The 20,732-nt window shown below is 74.0% G+C and carries 20 protein-coding genes and 1 pseudogene; 11 read left to right on the top strand and 10 right to left on the bottom strand.

Annotation, left to right across the window (positions count from 1 at the left end; all coding sequences use genetic code 11):
• The first annotated feature begins 22 nt into the window (after positions 1–22).
• A complete protein-coding gene (locus AB0P35_RS24850; protein WP_363514362.1) occupies positions 23–538 on the top strand; it encodes a DinB family protein in 516 nt (171 codons plus the stop codon).
• A 54-nt stretch (positions 539–592) separates the two neighbouring features.
• Here the strand turns inward: AB0P35_RS24850 and AB0P35_RS24845 are convergent, their stop codons facing one another.
• On the bottom strand, positions 593–1,186 hold the full coding sequence (locus AB0P35_RS24845; protein ID WP_363514359.1) for a dihydrofolate reductase: 594 nt from the start codon (positions 1,184–1,186) through the stop codon (positions 593–595).
• 151 nt (positions 1,187–1,337) lie between these two features.
• Positions 1,338–1,691 (bottom strand): annotated as a pseudogene (locus tag AB0P35_RS24840) (helix-turn-helix domain-containing protein); the annotation flags it as partial.
• An 85-nt stretch (positions 1,692–1,776) separates the two neighbouring features.
• Between AB0P35_RS24840 and AB0P35_RS24835 the strand changes: the two are divergent.
• Both AB0P35_RS24835 and AB0P35_RS24830 read left to right on the top strand, forming a co-directional pair.
• The gene (locus AB0P35_RS24835) at positions 1,777–2,988 is read left to right on the top strand and encodes a pyridoxal phosphate-dependent aminotransferase (RefSeq protein ID WP_363514356.1); all 1,212 of its coding nucleotides are present in this window, start codon (positions 1,777–1,779) and stop codon (positions 2,986–2,988) included.
• Between the two features lie 111 nt (positions 2,989–3,099).
• Positions 3,100–3,582 carry a peroxiredoxin gene (locus AB0P35_RS24830; RefSeq protein ID WP_363514353.1) on the top strand — a complete coding sequence of 161 codons (483 nt, stop codon included), beginning with the start codon at positions 3,100–3,102 and terminating at the stop codon, positions 3,580–3,582.
• A 56-nt stretch (positions 3,583–3,638) separates the two neighbouring features.
• On the opposite strand, the gene AB0P35_RS24825 is transcribed toward AB0P35_RS24830, so the two are convergent.
• From AB0P35_RS24825 to AB0P35_RS24815, 3 genes are all read right to left on the bottom strand, one after another.
• Positions 3,639–5,252 (bottom strand): metallophosphoesterase family protein, encoded by a 1,614-nt coding sequence (locus tag AB0P35_RS24825; RefSeq protein WP_363514350.1) that lies wholly within the window; start codon positions 5,250–5,252, stop codon positions 3,639–3,641.
• Positions 5,253–5,383: 131 nt separating this feature from the next.
• Complete coding sequence (locus tag AB0P35_RS24820) at positions 5,384–7,738, bottom strand: glycoside hydrolase N-terminal domain-containing protein (protein ID WP_363514347.1); 2,355 nt, start codon at positions 7,736–7,738, stop codon at positions 5,384–5,386.
• Positions 7,739–7,752: 14 nt separating this feature from the next.
• Positions 7,753–9,699 (bottom strand): beta-galactosidase, encoded by a 1,947-nt coding sequence (locus AB0P35_RS24815; protein WP_363514344.1) that lies wholly within the window; start codon positions 9,697–9,699, stop codon positions 7,753–7,755.
• Positions 9,700–10,523: 824 nt separating this feature from the next.
• On the opposite strand from AB0P35_RS24815, the gene AB0P35_RS24810 reads away from it, so the two are divergent.
• The 5 genes from AB0P35_RS24810 (at position 10,524) to AB0P35_RS24790 (ending at position 13,250) form a co-directional block, all read left to right on the top strand.
• Positions 10,524–10,883, top strand: a complete 360-nt coding sequence (locus AB0P35_RS24810; RefSeq protein ID WP_363514341.1) for a fibronectin type III-like domain-contianing protein — start codon at positions 10,524–10,526, stop codon at positions 10,881–10,883.
• Entirely contained in the window at positions 10,880–11,428 is a 549-nt protein-coding gene (locus AB0P35_RS24805; RefSeq protein WP_363514338.1) for a carbohydrate-binding protein, read from the top strand. The genes AB0P35_RS24810 and AB0P35_RS24805 overlap by 4 nt, the downstream gene beginning before the upstream one ends.
• 45 nt (positions 11,429–11,473) lie before the next feature.
• A complete protein-coding gene (locus AB0P35_RS24800) occupies positions 11,474–11,872 on the top strand; it encodes a hypothetical protein (protein ID WP_363514335.1) in 399 nt (132 codons plus the stop codon).
• 172 nt (positions 11,873–12,044) lie between these two features.
• Positions 12,045–12,707 carry a ThuA domain-containing protein gene (locus tag AB0P35_RS24795; protein WP_363514332.1) on the top strand — a complete coding sequence of 221 codons (663 nt, stop codon included), beginning with the start codon at positions 12,045–12,047 and terminating at the stop codon, positions 12,705–12,707.
• A 69-nt stretch (positions 12,708–12,776) separates the two neighbouring features.
• Positions 12,777–13,250 carry a DNA starvation/stationary phase protection protein gene (locus AB0P35_RS24790; protein ID WP_363514329.1) on the top strand — a complete coding sequence of 158 codons (474 nt, stop codon included), beginning with the start codon at positions 12,777–12,779 and terminating at the stop codon, positions 13,248–13,250.
• A gap of 210 nt (positions 13,251–13,460) precedes the next feature.
• On the opposite strand, the gene AB0P35_RS24785 is transcribed toward AB0P35_RS24790, so the two are convergent.
• On the bottom strand, positions 13,461–14,228 hold the full coding sequence (locus AB0P35_RS24785) for an aminotransferase class IV (RefSeq protein ID WP_363514326.1): 768 nt from the start codon (positions 14,226–14,228) through the stop codon (positions 13,461–13,463).
• Between the two features lie 81 nt (positions 14,229–14,309).
• Between AB0P35_RS24785 and AB0P35_RS24780 the strand changes: the two genes are divergently transcribed.
• A complete protein-coding gene (locus AB0P35_RS24780) occupies positions 14,310–14,795 on the top strand; it encodes a hypothetical protein (RefSeq protein ID WP_363514323.1) in 486 nt (161 codons plus the stop codon).
• A 24-nt stretch (positions 14,796–14,819) separates the two neighbouring features.
• On the opposite strand, the gene AB0P35_RS24775 is transcribed toward AB0P35_RS24780, so the two are convergent.
• A complete protein-coding gene (locus AB0P35_RS24775; protein ID WP_095876718.1) occupies positions 14,820–15,224 on the bottom strand; it encodes a hypothetical protein in 405 nt (134 codons plus the stop codon).
• Positions 15,225–15,467: 243 nt separating this feature from the next.
• Between AB0P35_RS24775 and AB0P35_RS24770 the strand changes: the two genes are divergently transcribed.
• Positions 15,468–15,902 (top strand): CBS domain-containing protein, encoded by a 435-nt coding sequence (locus AB0P35_RS24770; RefSeq protein WP_095876719.1) that lies wholly within the window; start codon positions 15,468–15,470, stop codon positions 15,900–15,902.
• Between the two features lie 73 nt (positions 15,903–15,975).
• Here the strand turns inward: AB0P35_RS24770 and AB0P35_RS24765 are convergent, their stop codons facing one another.
• Positions 15,976–17,631 carry an FAD-binding dehydrogenase gene (locus tag AB0P35_RS24765; RefSeq protein WP_363514319.1) on the bottom strand — a complete coding sequence of 552 codons (1,656 nt, stop codon included), beginning with the start codon at positions 17,629–17,631 and terminating at the stop codon, positions 15,976–15,978.
• Positions 17,632–17,922: 291 nt separating this feature from the next.
• Between AB0P35_RS24765 and AB0P35_RS24760 the strand changes: the two genes are divergently transcribed.
• A complete protein-coding gene (locus tag AB0P35_RS24760; RefSeq protein WP_363514316.1) occupies positions 17,923–18,849 on the top strand; it encodes an SGNH/GDSL hydrolase family protein in 927 nt (308 codons plus the stop codon).
• A 113-nt stretch (positions 18,850–18,962) separates the two neighbouring features.
• Here the strand turns inward: AB0P35_RS24760 and AB0P35_RS24755 are convergent, their stop codons facing one another.
• Both AB0P35_RS24755 and AB0P35_RS24750 read right to left on the bottom strand, forming a co-directional pair.
• The gene (locus AB0P35_RS24755; protein WP_363514313.1) at positions 18,963–19,943 is read right to left on the bottom strand and encodes a nucleotidyl transferase AbiEii/AbiGii toxin family protein; all 981 of its coding nucleotides are present in this window, start codon (positions 19,941–19,943) and stop codon (positions 18,963–18,965) included.
• Positions 19,944–20,002: 59 nt separating this feature from the next.
• Positions 20,003–20,716, bottom strand: coding sequence for a WYL domain-containing protein (locus AB0P35_RS24750; protein WP_363514310.1), 714 nt, complete (start codon positions 20,714–20,716; stop codon positions 20,003–20,005).
• Positions 20,717–20,732 lie beyond the last annotated feature (16 nt).

The following is a 20,732-nucleotide window of genomic DNA, read 5'->3' as shown; positions in this document are numbered from 1 at the left end:
GGCCGGGCGGCATGATCGCGACATGATCTGGACCGCACCCGACATCACCCGCACCGGCGGCTCCCTCGTGGCCGGCGAGCGCGAGATGCTGACCGGCTACCTCGGCTGGCACCGCGACACCTTCCTGCTCAAGTGCCAGGGCCTGACGGGCGAACAGCTCGCACTGCGCCCGCTGCCGGACTCGAACCTCTCCCTGCTCGGGCTGATCCGCCACCTGGCGAAGGTCGAGCGGATCTGGTTCCGCGAGCGCTTCGCCGGCGCGGGCGTGCCGCGGCTCTACGCCGAAAGCCCGAACAAGGACGCCGACTTCGACGAGTCGGACCCGGCCCGCGCGGAGGAGGACTACGCGCGGCTGCTGGAGGAGCGCCGGCTCGCCGACGAGGTCGTCGCCGGCGCCTCGCTGGACGACACCTTCGTGCTCGACGGCGAGGAGTACTCGCTGCGGCTGGTCCTCTTCCACCTGGTCTCCGAGTACGCCCGCCACAACGGCCACGCCGATCTGCTGCGCGAGCACACCGACGGCGTCACCGGCGGCTGAGCGGACCGCCGGGGGCACCCGCGGCCGACCGGACCGGGCTGCCCACTCCCGCGCTCAGTCGCGGCGGACCCGGAACCGCAGGTGGGTGACCCGGTCGCCCTGGACGATCTCCGGGTCCTCCAGCATCAGCGGGGAGCCGTGGTAGCGGCCGAAGTAGTGCACACCGGCGCCGAACACCACGGGGACGAGGTCGACCAGGACCTCGTCCACCAGGCCCGCCGCGAAGGCCTGGCCACCGATGTCGCCGGGGGTGAGGCCGACGTCCCCGTCCCCGGCGAACTCCTTGGCCAGGGCGACCGCCTCGGCCGGGCCGCCGGTGACGAAGGTGAACGGCGCGTCGGGGAAGTCCCAGTCGTCCGGCGGGCGGTGGGTGACCACGAAGACGGCCTCGCCGACCGGCGGGCGGCCGTCAAAGCCGTTGGTGATGTCGAACAGCCGCCGGCCGATCACCGTGGCGCGGACGGTCGACCAGGCGGAGCGCAGGTACTCCGCGCTGGCGGCGGAGACCCGGAACACCCGGTCCTTGTCGGCACCGGTGACCTCCACGTCCCCGTTGGAGTACCAGTCGAACAGTGCCCCGACCTGGTCGGAGTGGTCCGCGATGAATCCGTCCAGGGACATCGAGGCCTGCGTGATCACCCGTGCCATGTGTGCCCTCCTGCCGCCCACCGTAGGGGCGGGCGGCCGGGGCGGGCGCGGGACACACCGGGGCGACCGGCCCCTCACCCGGAGCGGTCAGAGCAGCCCCGGAGCGGTCGGAGCGGCCCCGGGGCGGCAGGGGTCGTCAGCCGGCGGTGGTGTACCAGTGCTCGCGGACGGCGTCGGTGGGCCGGGGCTCGCCGAGGTCGGCGGTGCCCCAGACGGCGAGTGCGTCGAGGACCGGGCGCAGCGCGTGGCCGCGGTCGGTGAGTTCGTACACCGAGGCGTTGGCGGGGCGCTCCAGGCGGCGGCGTTCGACCAGGCCCTCGCTCTCCAGCTGCTTGAGCCGGGCGGCGAGGATGTCGGTGGAGACGCCGGGCAGGTCCGCGTGCAGGTCGGTGTAGCGGCGGGGCCCGCCGAGGAGTTCACGGACGATCAGGAGGCTCCAGCGCTCCCCCACCGCGTCCAGGGCGCGGGCGACGGCGCAGTACTGGTCGTAGCTTCGGCGTGGCATGGGGATCAGCATAGCCAAAAGGTTGGACTTTCCAAGTGATTACTTGGTAGAACAAAGCAACCAGAGGTGAGGTCGGGAGGCCGCAGTGGAGTTTCGGCAGTCCAGCAAGCTCAAGGACGTGTGCTACGAGATCCGTGGCCCGGTGGTCGACCAGGCGAACGCACTGGAGGAGGCCGGGCACAGCATCCTGCGGCTGAACACCGGCAACCCCGCGCCGTTCGGTTTCGAGGCGCCGCCGGAGATCCTCCAGGACATCATCCGCAACCTGCCGAACGCCCACGGCTACAGCGACTCCCGCGGCATCCTGCCGGCCCGCCGCGCGGTGGTGCAGTACTACCAGCAGCGCGGTGTCGCCGGGATGACGGTCGACGACGTGTACCTGGGCAACGGCGCCTCCGAGCTGATCCAGATGGCCGTCCAGGCGCTGGTGGACGACGGCGACGAGGTGCTCGTCCCGATGCCGGACTACCCGCTGTGGACGGCGGTGGTGCGGTTCGCCGGCGGCCGCGCGGTGCACTACCTCTGCGACGAGCAGGCCGACTGGTTCCCGGACCTGGACGACATCGCCGCGAAGATCACCGACCGGACCCGGGCGATCGTCGTCATCAACCCCAACAACCCGACCGGCGCCGTCTACTCGAAGGAGCTGCTGGAGGGCATCCTCGACCTCGCCCGCCGGCACGGCCTGATGGTGCTGGCCGACGAGATCTACGACAAGATCCTCTACGACGACGCCGAGCACCACTGCCTGGCGGCGCTCGCCGACGACGTCCTCACCCTCACCTTCAACGGCCTGTCCAAGGCCTACCGGGTGGCCGGCTTCCGCAGCGGCTGGCTCGCCGTCTCCGGCCCCAAGCAGCAGGCCGCGGACTACCTGGAGGGCCTGACCATGCTGGCCGGCATGCGACTGTGCCCGAACGTGCCGGCGCAGTACGCGGTACAGGCGGCGCTCGGCGGCCACCAGTCGATCAACGACCTCACCCTGCCGAACGGCCGGCTGACCGAGCAGCGGGACGTCGCCTGGCGGGCGCTCAACGAGATCCCGGGCGTCAGCTGCGTGAAGCCGAAGGGCGCGCTGTACGCCTTCGCCCGGCTCGACCCCGAGGTGCACGAGATCGTCGACGACGAGAGGTTCGTGCTGGACCTGCTGCTCCGCGAGAAGATCCACCTCGTCCAGGGCACCGGCTTCAACTGGCCGCGCCCGGACCACTTCCGCTTCGTCACGCTGCCGCGCGCCGACGACCTGGAGACGGCGATCAACCGGATCGGGCGCTTCCTGGCCACCTACCGGCAGTGACCGGCGGCCCGGCCGGCCGGCGGGTGCCATGACACCCGCCGGCCGGCCGGGCTAGCATCGGGACATGAGCAGACAGACCGGTCTGTCTGCCGATGCCCGGAAGGGACACCCATGCCCAAGCCGCCCGAGGCCGGAACCCAGGCCCCCGACTTCGCCCTCCCCGGCCTGCTGCTCGACGGGGACACCGCCCGCCGCCAGGAGTACCGGCTCTCCGACACCAAGGGCGGCGGCCCGCTGGTGCTGGTCTTCTACCCGGGCGACGACACCCCCGTCTGCACCAAGCAGCTCTGCGAGTACACCTCCGACCTGGAGCGCTTCACCGGTCTCGGCGCCACCGTCTGGGGCGTCTCCCCGCAGGGCCTGGACAGCCACGAGCAGTTCGCCCGCCGGCACCGGATCGCCTTCCCGCTGCTCGCCGACACCGACCGCACGGTCGCCAAGGCGTACGGCATCGCCGTGCCCGGCCTCGGCCTGCGCCGCTCGGTGTTCATCCTGGACGGCGACCTGACGGTCCGCTGGAAGCACGTGGCGCTGGCCGGCCTGACCTTCCGCCACAGCGACGAACTCGCCGCCGAGCTGGCCGAACTGGTTTAAGGCCCGGCCGGGCCCGGCTTCCCCGACCGGAGGGCGGGCCCGGCGGGCGCGTGGTGTCAGTGCGTCGCGCACTCGCCCGCTCGGCGGGCGATCGTGTAGTGGTCGACCCGGGTGCCGTCCTCGGCGAGGGCGGTCACCTTCATGGTGGCCGTCCGGCCGCGGTGCGCCGGGGCGACGTCCACCCGCACGAAGGAGTAGCCGGTGTAGCGCACCCGCGACCACTCGACCGTCTCGGGCACCTTCACCCCGCCCTTGGCGAAGTGGTAGGTGTCCACCGAGTCGCGGCGGTTCTCGTGGCCCTCGTAGCTGTCCGGCGCGTCGAAGGAGTACAGGCTGCGGCCGGCCGCGCCCGCCGTCACGTACACCACGCCGTCCCGGGCCGGCTCCACCGTGCCGCCGCTCGGCACCGCCTTCGCCACCTTGTTGCCGAGGATGGCGTCGGTGCGCTCGTACACGTGGTTGTGGCCGTTGACGACCAGGTCCACCCGGAACTTCTCGAAGAGCGGCACCCAGGCCTCCCGGACACCGCCCTCGGAGGCGTGCTGGTGGGTGGTGGAGAAGGCGCAGTGGTGGAAGAAGACCACGATGAAGTCGACGCCGTCGTCGGCCCGCAGCGAGCGCAGTGTCCGCTCCAGCCAGGCGGTCTGGCGGCCCGCGGTGATGCCGAGGTTGGCCGGGATCTCGTAGGAGACGTCGTTGGCGTCCAGCGAGACGACGCCGACGTTGCCGTAGACGAAGGAGTACACGCCGGGCGCGGTGCGCGGGTCCGGGCCGTTGCCGGGCAGGAAGAAGCGGGCGTCCTCGCCGCCGTAGCCGTGGTGCGAGTACCAGGCCTCCATGTCGTGGTTGCCGTAGGAGACCATCCACGGGATCTTCGCGGCGACCGTCTCGGTCTGCGCCAGGAAGGCGTCCCAGGTGGCCGCCGAGTACACCGACTTGTCGGAGTCCTGGCCGGAGCCGGCCGGGTCGGCGTAGCAGATGTCGCCGGCGTGCAGGTGGAAGGCCGGCTTCTGGGCGAGGATCACGTGGTCGTTCCCGGCGGCGTGCGAGGAGACACCCTGGTCGCCGAAGGCGGTGAAGGTGAACGGCTCGTACGGGCGGCCGCCGCGGCCGTGCCGGGCCGGCGCGGTGCGGAAGGTCGACAGGGTGGAGATCGCCTGGCCGGAGGCCGGGTCGAAGCCCTGGTGGCCGACACCGTAGTAGTAGGTGGTGTCGGGCTGCAGGTGGTCAAGCGCGACGTGCAGGTAGTACTGGTCGACCGGGGTTCCGGTCGGGGTGAGCGCCGGGGTGTGCAGGGCACGCACCTCCGCCTCGACCTTGTGCGAGAGGTCCCACGGGTGGCGGCCGAAGCGCAGGAACGGCCGCTTGACCGGCGCCGGGACCTGCCAGGAGATCCGGAACTGGGTGTCCGGCCGCGGGCCGAAGGCCAGGTGACGGCCCATCGGGGCGACCAGCGCGCCGTCGATGCCGTCGGTGGTGGAGCCGGCGGCCGGGGCCGCCGAGGCGGTGCCGCCGCCCAGCGCGCCGCCGACTGCCAGCAGACCCACCGTCACCGCCGAGGAGCGCAGCATCCTGCGCCGGGACAGCCTGCTGCGCAGGTACTCGTGCTGCTCGGCCGTGCTCATGCGGTCGGCGAGCCCCGCGGGCACGCCCATGTTCGGGATATCCATGCCCGGAGGCTCCCAGCGGTGGTTGGCCCACGGAGGGACGTCCGGTGAACGCACACCGTCGCACCGGTCTGCGGCGGAGCAAGAATCGGTCATCAGTTCGCAAAACCGCAGGGCGGGCGGCCGACGGCACGTCAGAGTTCCACGGTGCAGGAGCGCAGCCGGCCCGGGGCCAGCTCCAGCAGCTCGCCGCCCTCCTTGTGCAGCGGCGCGATCCGCAGCTCGACGGTGGCGGGACGCGTGGCCCGCAGGGCGACGGTGACCCGCTCCGGCGACCAGGACAGCTCCTCGACCACCGCGCCGAAGCGGGTGCGCACCCCGGTGAGCCGGCCGCTCGGCAGCGCGGCGGGCAGCGCGGGCAGCACCGTCAGCCGGGCCGGGCGGCCGCCGCGGGCCGGGCGGGAGCGCACCAGCATCTCGATCAGGACGCCGGGCAGGGCGTGCGCCACGTCCGCGTTGAAGACGTCCCGGCCCGGGTAGTGGCTGCTCATCAGGGAGCGGAAGAAGAAGCCGCGGACGAGCAGCCGGGCGAGCTGGCAGGTGAGCAGCCCGGCGTCGTCCAGCCGGGCGGCGGCCAGTGCCCGGTGCAGGTGGCCGTGGCCGGAGTGGTTCTCGTCGCCGCGCAGCAGCAGCGCGGTGCGGGCGGCCGCGGCGAGCTCCGGGGTGGTGTCCGGCGCGATCTCGTCGAGCGGCCACACCGGGTAGAGGTGGCTGACGTGCCGGTGGTCGTAGCCGTCCCGGTGGCCGGGCCAGGCCCACTCGGCGAGCGCGCCGTCCTCGTTGACCCGGTACGCGGGCAGTCGGGCGGCGAGTGCCCGCCAGACGGCGGTGCGGGCGGCGGGGGCGGCGCGGTGCCGGTCGGCGAGTTCGGCGGCGGTGGTGAGGGCGTGCCGGGCGGCGGCGATGTCCATGGTGGCGTTGACGGCGGCCGCGGCGGGCGCGGGTTCGCCGGTGGCCGGGTCGACCGGGTGGTTCTCCGGCGAGTACGAGGGCACGATCGCGATCCGGCCGTCCGGGCCGGTGCGGGTCAGGAAGTCCTCGTAGAAGGCGGCGGTCTCCAGCAGGGCGGGCAGCAGCTCGCCGGTGAGGAAGGCGGTGTCGCCGGTGGTCTCGGCGTGCTCCAGCAGCGGGTGCAGCAGCCAGTCGGCGCCGGCCGTCCACAGGTGGTGCGCCCAGCTGCGGTTGAAGTGGTACTGCAGGCCGTTGGTGCCGTCGGTGTGCGCGGGGGCGACCGCGCCGCGGGTGCCGAACAGCCGGCGGGCGTTGGTCCGCCAGTCCGGCAGCTGGTCGCGGACGAGGGCGGCCAGCGCCAGCGACGCCTCCGGCAGGCCGCCGGCGGCGGCTCCGGCGAGCTGCAGGTTGAGGTTGGCGTTGGTGGTGAAGGCGCCGCCCCAGGCGGTCGACCAGTCGCCCGCCCACAGGCCGCACAGCCGCGGCGGACGCTCGCCCGAGGAGGCCAGCAGGTGGTACCGGCCCGCCGCGAACAGCGACTCCAGCAGGGCGAGTTGCAGCGTCGCCGGATCCCGCTCCTGGCGGGCCAGCAGCTCGGCGGCGGGCAGCTCGCGGTCGGCGGCCGGCGCGTGCAGGTCGAGCGCGACCCGGTCGTACGCCTCGGTGTGCCGGTCGAGGTGGCGTTGCAGCAGCACCTCGTAGTCCTCCGGCAGCGCGTACAGGCCGGTGTCGAGCCGGCCGAGCCGGCCGTCGGGCTCGGCGACCGGGCCGCGCGCGGTGCGGGTGAGCAGCAGCAGCTGGCGGGCGCCGGTGACGTGCACCCGGGGTCCGCCGCAGCGGACGGTGCCGCCGGGGGCGAGCAGCCGGGTGGCGCCGCGGTAGCCGAGTTCGCTGTCGGGGTAGCGGACGCGCAGCCGCAGCAGCGCCGAGTCCCGGGGGGCGTCCGGTGCGGCGGCGGGGATCTCGGCGGGGCGGTACACCGAGCGGACGGCGGCCCGCAGGTCGTCCGGCACGCCGGGCAGCCGGGTGTCCAGGCAGACCTCGGCGTCGACGGCGCCGCCGCCGGGCGCGGTCAGCAGGTGCACCACCGCGTCGTCGGCGCGGGAGACGAAGGTCTCGCAGCGCCACCAGCCGTCCTCCTCCCGCCATTCGGCGGCGACGACGCCGGTACGGAAGTCCAGGGTGCGCCGGTAGTCGGCGGCCCCGTCGGCCGGGCGGCGGATCCGCACGGCGAAGCCGGGATGGAAGGACTGGACGAACCGCGGCTCCCAGTCCCCGCCGAAGGCGGCCACCGCCTCCTGTTGCCGGCCGGCCAGCAGGGCGTCCTGCACCGCGCCGAGCAGGGGCGCGAGCAGCGGCGGCTCGACGCCGCTCGCCGGGTCGGGACGGACCAGGTCGTGGTGGGTGACCACCAGGTGCTCGTCCGCGGTGCGGCCGTGCACCAGGACGCCGTGCCGGCCGTTGCCGCCGAGGTAGGCGTCCTCCCAGCGGGCGGCGGGCGCGGTGTCGTGGATGCCGTGGGTGGGGGCGTCGGGCATGGGAGTCCTGTCGGTCACAGCGGGCGGAGCACCGCGACGCCGTGGGGGGCGAGGTGCGGTGCTGCGCTGTCGCGGGCGGTCAGCAGGTCCCGGTGAGGGCCGGGCAGGGGCAGGTGCACCGCGTCGGCGGTGTGGTTGAGCACGAAGAGCAGTCCGCCGCGCCGGACGGCCTCCACGCCGTCGGGGAGGCCGGGCAGCTCGGGGTGGACGCCTGCGACATCGGCGGCGTCGGCGAGCAGCCGCCGCAGGACGGCGGGTTCGGGCAGGGTGGCGAGGTAGTGGGCACGGCCGCGGCGGGTGGCGGCGGGGGTGCCGTCGGCGAAGGAGGCGAGCACCTCGGTGCCCTCGCCGAGGCGCAGTTCCTCGCTCCACAGGTCGGCGGTGCCGCCGCCGTCGAGGTCAGCGGGAGCATCGAGTGGGCGCCACTCGAGCGGGTGGACGCCGAGCAGGTCGCGCAGCCGTTCGTCCATGCCGCCGGGACGGATCGTGTCCTGGTCGTCGGCGACACCGGTGAAGAAGCCGGCGACCAGCGTACCGCCGCGGTGTACGTGGGCGGTCAGGTTCTCGACGGCCCGGTCGGAGGCGAGGTAGAGGTTGGGGACGACGACCAGCCGGTAGCGGGTGAGGTCGGCCTCGGGGTGGACGTAGTCGGCGGTGAGGTGGGCGTCCCAGAGGGCGCCGTGCCAGGCGAGGGCGACCGGTTCGAGGTCGACCCGGTCGGAGGGACGGCCGCGCTGTTCCAGGGCCCACCAGTTCGACCAGTCGAAGACGACCGCGATGTCGGCCTTGACGTCGGTGCCCACCGCCTCGGCGATCAGCGGGAGTTCGGCGCCGGGTGCGCGGACGGCGCGGTGCTGCGGAGTGTCGGCGCCGGCGTGCGGCAGCAGGGCGGAGTGGAACTTCTCCGCGCCCTGCCTGGAAGCCCGCCACTGGAAGAAGCAGAGGCCGTCGGCGCCGCGGGCGACGGCCTGCAGCGCCTCCAGGCGGAGCCGTTCGGCGGGCTTGGCCCGGTTGACGGCGCGCCAGTTGACGGCGGAGGCGGCCATCTCCATCTGCAGCCAGGGGCCGCGCGCCTGGGAGCGGATCATGTCCTGGCCGAGGGCAGCACGCACCGCGGCGCGCGGATCGGCCGGGTCGGGGTAGGCGTCGAGCGAGACGACGTCCTCCTCGGCGGCGAAGGCCCAGCAGTCCACGTGCGGGTAGAGCGTCATGAAGTTGGTGGTGACCGGCAGCCCTGGGCTGTGCCGGCGCAGCACCTCGCGTTCGGCGGTGAAGCACTCCAGCAGGACGTCGGAGCAGAACCGCCGGAAGTCCAGCGCCTGGGCCGGGTTGGGCAGGTAGGGGGCGGCGCGCGGCGGGGCGACGGTCGACCAGCTGCCGTGCCGCTGGCTCCAGAAGGCGGTGCCCCAGGCGGCGTTGAGCGCGTCCAGGCCGCCGTGCCGCTTGCGCAGCCAGTCGCGGAAGCGCTCGGCGGTCTCCTCGCAGTGGCAGACCGGCCCGTACTCGTTGTTGACGTGCCACATCCGGACGGCCGGGTGGTGCCCGAACGCGGCGGCGAGGTCCTCGACCAGGGCGAGGGCACGGCGCCGGTAGTCGGCCGAGGAGGGACACCACTGGTTGCGGGAGCCCCAGTGCAGGCGGGTGCCTTCGGCGGTGACCGGAAGGGTCCCGGGGTGGAGTTCGCCGAGCCAGGGCGGCGGGGAGGCGGTGGGGGTGGCCAGGCAGACCTCGATCCCGCCCTGGTGCAGCAGGTCGAGGACGCGCCGCAGCCACTCGAACTCCCGTGCTCCGGGCGTCGGTTCGAGCGCGGCCCAGGCGAAGACGCCGACCGTGACGGTGGTGACGCCGGCCTCCCGCATCAGCCGGACGTCCTCGGCCCAGGTCTCCTCGGGCCACTGCTCGGGGTTGTAGTCGCCGCCGAAGAGGATCCGGCCGCGGGTGGTGTCTGCAAGGGACGGCATGGGGGGTCCTCTCGACGCTCGACGTTCCGCCTCTCGCTGCTCAGCCCTTGACGGCGCCGATCAGCATGCCCTTCTGGAAGCGGGGTCGGCGGCCTTGGCGCCGATGGCGTTGGGGATCTGGCCGGTGATGTTCCAGCCGGGGACGCAGGGTGGAGCCGTTGCGGCCCGGGATGTCCGGGGTGACGAGGGTGGAGGCGACGAAGGCGGGAAGGGCGTTCTGCAGGGCGCTGCCGGTGGCGACACCTCCCTCGGCGCTGGAGCGGCCGGTGCCGGAGGAGCAGGCCGCCAGCAGGCCGCCGCTCCTGACCGCGGCGGCCGCGGCGAGGGCGGCGCCGAGGAAGCCTCGGCGGCAGGGACGGGGGCGGAGCCGACTCTGTCAGCGCTGCTCATGGCGGGTGGAGCCCTTCGTCGTGTGGCGGGGCGGGCGGGCCCGGGCGGCCGGCGGCTCGGCCGCGCCCGGCCGTCCTCGTTCCGGGCTGCGGCTGGGTGGGAGGTGCGGGGGTGCTGCGGGCGGTGCTCCGGCGGTGCGGTGGTGTGGCCCCGGCCGCACTGTCGAAGCGCTTCAACGTGCGCCGAGGCTAGGCCAGCCGGGGCCGTCGCACAAGGGTTTGCACGCGCTTCACAGTTCAGGACTTGACGGCGGCACAGACCGTGCGGGCGCTTCGGGGCAGTGGCCTGCGCATCCGCCAAATCGGTCTGGACCAGCGGGAACACCGGGGCCGGCGGGCTCCCGCCGACGGTCGGGCGTCTTGACGGTCCGCAGCGCCACTGCCGACTTCGAAGCGCTTCGATCGACCACCTCGTGAAGCATCAGCTCCACCCCCGTGCCGCACCGGAGGACCATCCATGCCCGACGCCCCTTACCGCGACGCCCGGCTGCCCGCCCGCCGGCGGACCCCTTCGGCCACGGCCTCTCCTGCACCGAGTTCCGGTACGGCTCGCTGACTGCCGCCGTCGACGGGGAGCACGCCGTCGCGGAGCTGACCGTCGCCAACACCGGCCCGCGCGCCGGAGCGGAGGTCGTTCAGCTGTACGCCCGCTGCCACGACGCGCCGGTCACCACCCCACTGCGCCGGCTGGTCGGCTTCGAACGCGTCGGGCTCGCCGCGGGCGAGGAACGCCGGGTCGCCTTCCGCGTCCCGCTCACCGCACTCGGCCGCTTCGACCCCGGGCACGGCCGGTGAACGGTCGACCCCGGCCGGCACACCCTGGCCGCCGGCGCCTCCAGCGCCGACCTGCCTGCCGACGCCGACCTCGTGCTCACCGGCCCGGAGCCGCTGCCCCGCCCCGGCACCACCGCCCCGATCGCCGCCCGGGACTCGTCGAGGCCTCCGGTGTCCGGCTGGTCGACCGCACCCGCGAGGACGGTGAAGCGGTCGCGACCGAGGGCGCCGGCCCGGCCCGACCCGCCTTCCGCGCCGTGGACTTCGACGAAGGAGCCGCGACGGCCGAGATCACCGTCTCGCATACCTCCGCCGGCCCGGCCGCCGTCGCGCTGCACATCGCAGGCGCGGCCTCCCGGATCCCGGTGCCCGCCACCGGCGACCGGTACACCTGGACGACCGTACGGGCCGAACTCACCGCACCCGCCGAGGGCGTCCACGACCTGCGGGTCGTGCTGCGGGGCGAACTGCGGCTGGCCGCGATCTCCTTCGACCGAGCCGCGCCCCGGCCCCGGCCGGTCGGCCCCATTGACAGCCGACCGGCCCCGCCCCGATCCTCCGGATGACCCGCAGCGACGCGGATCACTGATCCACCCAAGGGGGAAGTACATATGACGAAGGCTCAGACCGCAGGCGGCGGGCTGCCCAAGCAGCTCAAGATGGCCCTCGGCTTCATCGCCCTCCAGATCCTCCTCAACCTCTTCGCCGGGGTGCTGCTGATCGCGCTCGGCAACGACGAGGCCGACCACGGCGGCGACGGCGCCGGCACCCTGCAACTGCTCGGCTGGTTCACCGCGCTCATCGCGCTGGCCCTGGTCGCCGGAGCGGTCGGCACCCCCAAGGGCCTGAGCTGGGCCCGGCCGACCGTCCTCGCCGTCGAGGGCCTCGGTGTCATCGGCTCGCTCTTCACCCTCTTCTCCGGCAACGTCACCTCGCTGGCCGGCATCGCCATCGCCGTCGTCATCATCCGCGCCTACGTCTCCCCGGAGGCCAAGGCGCACTTCGCCTGACCGACCGCAGCGGACCGGACCGCTCGACGACCGGCCCAACGACCGGCCCGGCGGCACGCAACCGCGGCCGCCGGGCCGCCACTCGGCGATCCGCGCACGGATCGCCCACGGATGGTGCACGGAGCGCGCAAGCACTCCCGGGGGCGCGCCCGCTGCGGCAGGATCGACGCCCATGACCGCCAGGATTCTCATCCACACCCGCAATCTGCTCTTCCCGCACGAGTCCGTCGTGGACGGCGTGCGCGCCCTGCAGGAGCTCGGCGCCGACCACGGCTTCGAGGTCGACAGCACCGACGAGCCGTCGGAGTTCCGCCCGGGCTCGCTGCGCCGCTACGCCGCCGTGGTGTTCCTCTCCACCGGCGGAGACGTGCTGGACGAGCCGGGCCGGGACGCCCTGCGGGCCCACCTGGGAGCCGGGAACGGCTGGATGGGCGTGCACTGCGCCGCCGGCACCGAGATGGAGTGGCCCTGGTACGAGGGCCTGATCGGCGCCCGCTTCCACAGCCACCCGCCGATCCAGACCGCCACCGTCCGCACCGCCGACGGCAACCACCCCGCCACCTCCCACCTGCCGCCGGCCTGGACGTGGACCGACGAGTGGTACAACTTCCGCACCGACCCGCGCGAGCAGGGCGCGCGGGTGCTGCTCACGGTGGACGAGGACGGCTACGAGGGCGGGCTGATGGGCCCCGGCCACCCGATCGCCTGGTCCGGCGAGCACGACGGCGCCCCCACCTTCTACACCTCGCTCGGCCACGCGCCGGAGGCCTACCGGGACGCGTGCTTCCGCGCGCACCTGCTCGGCGGCGTCCGGCATGCCCTGGGCGAGAAGTGAGACATGTCCGATTCGCGGTATTTTCTGTGAGAGGCTGACGGGCAGATCCGACCCCGAGGAGCAGCCCCGATGTACGCAATCAACAGCCCGCTGCCCGACGCCGACCGCACCCTGGTCGGCGAGGCGCTGCAGGGCGCTCTGGTCGACCTGGTCGACCTCTCACTGGTCGCCAAGCAGCTGCACTGGAACGTGGTGGGCCCGCGCTTCCGCTCCGTCCACCTGCAGCTGGACGAGGTGGTCGCGCTGGCCCGGGTGCACGCCGACACGGTGGCCGAGCGGGCCGCCGCGATCGGCTTCCCGCCCGACGGCCGCTCCCGCACCGTCGCCGACAGCAGCGGCATCACCGCCCCCGCGTCCGGCCCGATCCGGGACAACGACACGGTGGCCGCCCTGGTCGCCGCCCTCGGCGCGGTCATCGCCCGCATGCGGCAGCGGATCGACGCCACCGGCGACCCCGACCCGGTCAGCCAGGACATCCTGATCGGCCTCACCGCCGACCTGGAGAAGTACTCCTGGATGGCCCAGGCCGAACACACCGGCTGAACCCCGACCGCCTGCGGACCGGCACGCCGCGGCAGCCTTGGTGAACGAGCCGGTCGTCACCACGGCCGCCAGGTCGCAGCGGTGGACGTCGCGGTAGGTCCCGATCAGGATCCGCTGCCCGGCCTGGGTGGTCGCCGGCACGTCCGCGGCCGGGTCGCCCGCCCCGCCGACCGTGATCCCCGTCGTGCGACCGGCCGTTCGGGAGCGGACTCAGAGCCGCTCGCCCGGCACGGCCGCGTAGGCCGCCCGCAGGGCGTCCAGGACAGGGTGGGTGGTCGAGAGGGCGACGCCGTCCACCGCGGCGACGGGGCGTACGCCGGTGGCGGCGTTGGTGGCGAAAGCGGCCTCGAAGCCCTCCGCCCCGGTGATCCGTTCGGGCCGCCAGGGGTGGGCGGTCCGGAGCAGGTCCATGGTGGTGCCGCGGAGCTGGTCGGCCGTCGGCCAGAGCACCTCGCCGTCGCGGACGAAGCCGATGTTCCAGGTGCCGCCCTCGGAGAGGGCACCGGAGGCGTCGGTGAACAGGGCGTCGTCGAAGCCTGCCGCCTGCGCCGCCCGCCGCTCGCGCAGCACGCCGAACAGGCCGACCCCTTTGACGTGCGGGGCGTCGCGCTCGTACCTGACGGTCCGCACCCGCAGCGGCGGCAGCTCCGCCGGCCCGGCCGGACGGGTCGTCACCAGGACCCGCGGGCGTGCCTGTGCGCCCATCCGCCCGAGGTCGAGCTCCGGGTCGAAGACGGTGATCCGGACGATCGCCTCCCCCGCCGCGGGCGCCGCCCGGCGCGCGTACGCCCGGACGCGCTCCAGGTCGAGGCCGGTGCCGAACAGCTCCCGGCAGTCCCGATCCAGCCGGGCCAGGTGCAGCCCCAGGCCCCGGACCAGCCCGTTCGCCACCCGGACGGTGGTGAAGTGCCCGTAGTTGGTGAGCGCCAGCGCCTGCAGCTGTGCGGCCGTGGCCGGTCGCCCGTCGAGTTCCGCCATGCGCCCAGCATGGCAGCAGCCGCCACGGTACTCTCGGCTCGGCCGGTGCCGGCCGGCCGGGCGGCGACCGGTGAGGACGGAATGACGGCGATCGCGGTGACCGGGCACCTGGACCTCTCCGAGGAGACCGTGCGGCTGGTGCGGGAGGAACTGCGGGCGCTGCTCGCGGCGCACCGGCCCGCTGACCTGACCGGCCTCTCCTGCCTCGCCCCCGGCGCCGACTCGCTGTTCGCGGAGGCCGTGCTCGCGGCGGGCGGCCGCCTGGTCGCCGTACTGCCCTCGCCGCGCTACCGCCGCTGGCTGCCCGAGCCGGACCGCCCGCCCTTCGACCGGCTGCTCGCGGCCGCCGCCGAGACCGTCGTGCTGCCGCACCGGGAGCAGTCCGCGGCCGCGTACCAGGCGGCCAACGCCGAACTGCTGCGCCGCGCCGACCTGGTGGTCGCGGTCTGGGACGGCCGGCCGGGGCGCGGCCTCGGCGGCACCGCGGACATGGTGGGCACGGCCCGGCGGGCCGGGGTGCCCGTCCGGGTGGTGTGGCCGAACGGCTCGGCCCGGCAGGCCGCCTGACGGTCGGCCGGGCAGGTTCTCGCGTCAGCCGGGCAGGTTCTCGCGGACCCGGCGGGAGACGGTGAACTCCTGGAGGTCGAGGGTGCCCGGCGAGGGCACCAGGCCGGGGCCGCCGGCCTTCACCCACTCCACCACTTCGTCGATCATGTCGTCGGAGAGCACCCAGCCCAGCCAGACCGGCCGCCCGCCGGCCAGCCGCCCCTCGGTGGAGGGGCCGACCACGACGACGTTGGAGTGCCCGCAGGCGTCCAGGCAGTCGACGGCCCGGACCTTGCCAGCCTCGCCGATCCCCTCGCGCAGCCGGGCCAGCTGGCCCGGGTGGTCGACGTCGGGGTGCTTGGCCGTCGTGCCGCAGCAGCAGCCGCGGCAGACGGTGACGGTGACCGGCGCGGCGGCGGCCGGTGCCTGGCCGCGGGGACGACGGGCCATGGGGTTCCCTCCCTGGTGGCCGCCGCCCGCGCCGCCGAACGGGTGACGGGCCGGAGAACGGCGGACCGGTACGAACGGCACCGCCGGAACGGTCGGTACCTCGGAAGATTCTGCCCCAGCGGGCGTCCGGCTCCGCGCGCGGCCCCGGACGGGCGTGCATATGGTGATCGCACCATCACGCTCCGCATGCCGTCGCGGCCGCGACCGGTGGCCGCCCCCGCGGACGACCGAGAGGAACCCCCCGTGACCACAGCCAGTGACATCATGCACCGCGGTGCCCAGTGCATCGACGCCGACCAGTCCCTGATGGCCGCCGCCAAGATGATGCGCGACCTGGACGTCGGCGCCCTGCCCATCTGCGGCCCGGACAAGATGCTCAAGGGCATCATCACCGACCGGGACATCGTGGTGAAGTGTCTGGCGGCCGGCAAGGACCCGTCCACCATGATGGCGATGGACCTGGCCGGCCACCTGCACTGCGTCAAGGCCGGCGACGACATGGAGACGGTGCTCAAGAAGATGGAGCAGCACCAGATCCGCCGGATGCCGGTGATCGAGAACGGCCGGCTGGTCGGCATGATCAGCGAGGCGGACCTCGCGATGGGCCACCGCGACGGCCAGCGCCTGACCGACCGTCAGATCATCGAGTTCATGGACAGCATCTACGTGAGCCGCTGACACCTGCGGCAGGCGCTCAGGGGCGCGGGGACCTTCGCAGGCTCCTCGCGCCCCTTCTGACGTGCCGCCTCCGCTACGCGGTCGCCTTCGCCGCGGCGCGACCCGCGGCACGGCCGGAGAACAGGCAGCCGCCGAGGAAGGTGCCCTCCAGGGCGCGGTAGCCGTGCACCCCGCCGCCGCCGAAGCCGGCCGCCTCGCCCGCCGCGTACAGGCCGTCGAGCACCGTCCCGTCGGCGCGCAGCACCCGCGAGGAGAGGTCGGTCTCCAGGCCGCCGAGGGACTTGCGGGTGAGGATGTTGAGCCGGACGGCGATCAGCGGGCCGGCCTTGGGGTCGAGCAGGCGGTGCGGGGCGGCGGTGCGGATCAGCTTGTCGCCGAGGTAGCGGCGGGCCCCGTGCACCGCGGTGACCTGGAGGTCCTTGGCGAACGGGTTGGCCATCTCGCGATCCCGGGCCTCGACCTCGCGGCGCAGCTCGGCGGCGTCGATCAGCGCCTCGGGCGTCTTGGCGTTCATGCCGCGGACGAGTTCGTCGAGGGTGTCGGCGACGACGAAGTCCACGCCGTGCTTCTTGAACGCCTCGACCGGGCCGGTGGCGCCGGGCAGCGCCCGGCCGAGCACTCCCTTGATCGACTTCCCGGTGAGGTCCGGGTTCTGCTCGGAGCCGGAGAGGGCGAACTCCTTCTCGATGATCTTCTGGGTGAGGACGAACCAGGTGTGGTCGTACCCGGTGGTCATGATGTGTTCGAGGGTGCCGAGGGTGTCGAAGCCGGGGAAGAGCGGGACGGGCAGTCGGTGGCCGCGGGCGTCCAGCCAGAGCGAGGACGGGCCGGGCAGGATACGGATGCCGTGCATCGGCCAGATCGGGTCCCAGTTCTGGATGCCCTCGGTGTAGTGCCACATCCGGTCGCCGTTGATCAGGTGGCCGCCGGCGTCGCCCGCGATGCCGAGCATCAGGCCGTCGACGTGGGCGGGCACGCCGGAGAGCATCCGCTCGGGCGGGGTGCCGAGCCGGGCCGGCCAGGCCTTGCGGACGAGGTCGTGGTTGCCGCCGATGCCGCCGGAGGCGACGATCACCGCCTGGGCGCGGAGTTCGAAGGAGCCGGCGACGTCCCGGGAGCTGGGCTCGCCGCGCTTGACGGTGCTGGGGGCGAGGATCTCGCCGCTGACGGTGTCCAGGGTGCCGCCGGTCGCGGTGAGGGCGGTGACCCGGTGGCGGAAGCGGAAGTCGACCAGGCCCTTGCCGGCCGCGGCCTTGACCCGGCGGGCGAAGGGCTCGACCAGGCCGGGGCCGGTGCCCCAGGTGATGTGGAAGCGCGGCACCGAGTTGCCCGGGCCGGTGGCGGTGAGACCGCCGCGCTCCGCCCAGCCGACCACCGGGAAGAAGCGCACTCCGCGCTCGTGCAGCCAGGCGCGCTTCTCGCCGGCCGCGAAGTCGACGTAGGCCTCGGCCCAGCGGCGCGGCCATTCGTCCTCGGGGCGGTCGAAGCCGGCCGTGCCCAGCCAGTCCTGCCAGGCGAGGTCGCGGGAGTCGCGGATGCGCATCCGGCGCTGCTCGGGCGAGTCGACCAGGAACAGCCCGCCGAACGACCAGTGGGCCTGGCCGCCGAGCGAGGCGGCGGGCTCCTGGTCGAGCAGGATCACCCGGCGGCCCGCCTCGGCGAGTTCGGCGGTGGCGACCAGGCCGGCGAGGCCCGCTCCGATCACGATCACGTCGGCGTCGAGTGCCATCCGGGCGGTCCTCCTGGACTGGGAGCGGGCTTGTCGATCTCGGTGACCAGCATGGTGCGCCCCCGGCCGGGCGCAGGTCAACCGGCCGGTAACCCCACCGCCGGAATTTCGCTCCACCGAGTAGTGGAAATGCGGAACGCTTCACCGTGGAGCGTAATTCATGGCGCGATCTGACGGAATTTCAGGCGCGAATTGGGTGTCGAATATCTGGACAACTGCGTTAACGTGCCAGTAACTTACTGGACAGTAACGCCCCCACCCTCGCCCCGTTTCTCTTCCCCAGGAGGAACCGTGTTCAGCCATGCCCTGAAGCGTTCGTCCGTCCTGGTCAGCGCCGTCCTCGCGACCGCCGCCGCAGGACTCCTCGGCGCCCCCGCCGCGAACGCCGCGGACATCACCGGCGACTACGTCGCCCTCGGAGACTCGTACGCGGCCGGCGCCGGCGTACCCTCGCAGTACGCCGGGCTCTGCCTGCGATCGAGCAAAAACTACGGCCACCTGGTAGCGGCCGAACTCGGCAGTGCGAGCTACCGCGACGCGACCTGCGGCGCCGCCAAGGTCTCCGATCTGACGGAGGCCCAGTACGACGCCTTCATACGGGTCAACGACCCGCAGCTCGACTCCGTCTCGGCCGGCACCGACCTCGTAACCCTCGGCATCGGCGGCAACGAACTCGGCACCTCCGACCTCGGCATCGGCGACGTCATCGCCACCTGCATGGCGGGCTCGGTCGTCAACCCCTTCGGCACCCCGTGCAAGGACGTCTACGCCCACGGCCACTGGGACTTCCGCACCTGGTCCTGGCAGTGGGGCGACGACACCCTGGTCAACCGGGTCGACGCCACCGGCCCGCGGGTCGCCGCCGCCCTGCAGAAGATCCACGCCAAGGCGCCCAACGCCAAGGTGCTGCTGGTCGGTTACCCGTCCGTGCTGCCCGACAACGAGCGCAACTGCATCGGCCGCCAGCCCATCACCACCGGCGACGTCGCCTACCTGCGCGGCATCCTGCACAGGCTGAACGACACCCTCGCCGCCACCGCGGCCGCCAACGGCGCCACCTACGTCGACACCCTCACCCCGACCCGCGGCCACGACGTCTGCTCCAACGACCGCTGGATCGAGGGCGCCCTGCCCGGCTCCCCCGCCGTGCCCTTCCACCCGAACGCCACCGGCGAGAAGGTGATGGCCCGCGCCGTCCTCGCGGCGCTCGGCAAGTAGGACTCACCGATGGAGGCACAACCCACAGGATCGGCAAGCCCATAGGGGCGCGTGGGGGCACCTCCCGGCCGATGGCTGGGGGAGAACTGCGCGAATCGGAAGGTGCGACACCGTCACTTCCGTTGTCGCGCAGTTCCCCGCGCCCCTCGTGGTCGGCCCTGAGCCGCATGGCCGCCCAGGGCACGCGTCAGACGGTCCAGCCATTCTTCGGCGGTGCCGGGGAAGCCGTTCCAGTCGACGCGGCAGCGCGGCAGGTCCGCCGGGCCTGCGGGGTGCGGCGCGCGGCGCAGCACCCGCCGCAGGAGCCAGGCGTCGAGCGCGGTGGCCGGATGTTCGGCGAGCAGGACGGCGTCGTAGAGGTCCTTGCCGCGGGCCGTGCCGGTCGCGCCTTCGGAAAGCAGCCACAACAGCTTCCACGCCAGGGAGAGTTCGCGGCTCGCGGTGGGCAGCACGGCCGGCGGCCCGCCGTCGCCGCGCGGCAGCGCGGTGAACACCGGTGCCACGGGCAGCGGTTCGTCGTACGCGAAGTCGATCTGCAGCGCGCCGGGCGGCAGTCCCTCCGCCGTCCACGGGATCGTCAGCCGCAAACCCGAAACGCCGTCGCCGTAGGGCCGGTAGTAGCCGCCGAGTCCTTCGTGCCGGGCCCCGCCGGGGTCGAGCCGGAGGCCGGGTGCGGCCTCGGGGTCGCCCCGCAGGCGGTCGAGCAGGTCGCCGTACGGCACGTCCTCCGGTTCGGTGTCGGGCAGCCAGTGCAGGCCCTCGGGCGGCAGCCGGACGCGGACGCCGCACGGCTCCGCCCCCTCCGGGTCCCAGAGTTCGGCGGCGCCCGCGCCGTGCGCGACCTCGGGCGCGCAGAGCACCGCGTCGGGGGTGTCGAGGTGGGGGTACGGGTCGAGCGGGTCGATCGGCACCGCGGGCACGGCGCGCAGGACGAAGTCCAGGTCCGCGGGCGGCCGGGCGGTGTCCGGGAACCAGGCGGCGAGGACGGCGCTGCCGCGCAGCACCAGCCCGTCGACCCAGGGTGCGTCGGCGGCGGTCGCGAGCACGTGGTCGAGGACGGCCCGGTGGGCCTCGGCGGTCGTCCGGCTGGTCACGGGCGCACGCTAGCGGCCGGCACCGACAGCGGGGAGGGGCGCCGGGTCGATCCTCGTGGTCAGGGCGCGAGTGGCGCGAGTGCGGCGGGGTGTACGGCGCCGACGGCGGCCGAGCCGCGCAGGAGTCCGGCCAGGTCGCGGGGCTGTGCCCGTTCACCGGTCGGAGCCGCTGCCGCGATCCGGTCCAGCCGGAAGCCCCGGCCGGCCCGGCGGGTACGGCACCAGGCGATGAGGTACCAGCGGCCGTCGGCGGTGAGCAGTCCGGCCGGTTCCACGACGCGGTCGCTCGCGTGCCCTGCCGCGTCGGTGTAGGACAGCCGCAGCACCGTGTTGCCGGCGAGGCTCTGCTCCACCGCGGTACGGATCGCGGCGTCGCCGCGTGCGGGCAGGGCGACGATCCGTGCGGCGAGCTCCCGGGCCGCCGCCGAGGCGGGGCCGGTCATCGAGGCCGTGATCTTCTGGGCCGCGGTGCGGGCCGCGCCGGCGTAGGGGGTGGCGGCGTCGACCGCGGCGAGCGCGGCGGTCAGCGCCGAGGCCTCGTCGGCGGTGAGGTGGATCGGTGGAAGGGTCGTCTCCGGGTCGATCGACCAGCCGCCGCCCCGACCGGGTACGGAGCGCACCGGTACGCCGGCCTGCATCAGCGTCTGGAGGTCGCGCTGCACCGTGCGCGTGCTGACCTCGAACCGCGTGGCGAGCACCGCGACCGTCAACGACCGCGGCGCCGCCGCGCGCAGCTCTTCCACCAGTCCGTACAGTCGGGCGGTCCGGTTCATGCCGACGACGCTACCG

Source organism: Kitasatospora sp. NPDC085879 (assembly GCF_040686255.1).
Classification (GTDB): domain Bacteria; phylum Actinomycetota; class Actinomycetes; order Streptomycetales; family Streptomycetaceae; genus Kitasatospora.
The sequence above is the reverse complement of the archived record's forward strand: the minus strand, read 5'-3'. Positions and strand labels throughout refer to the sequence as shown.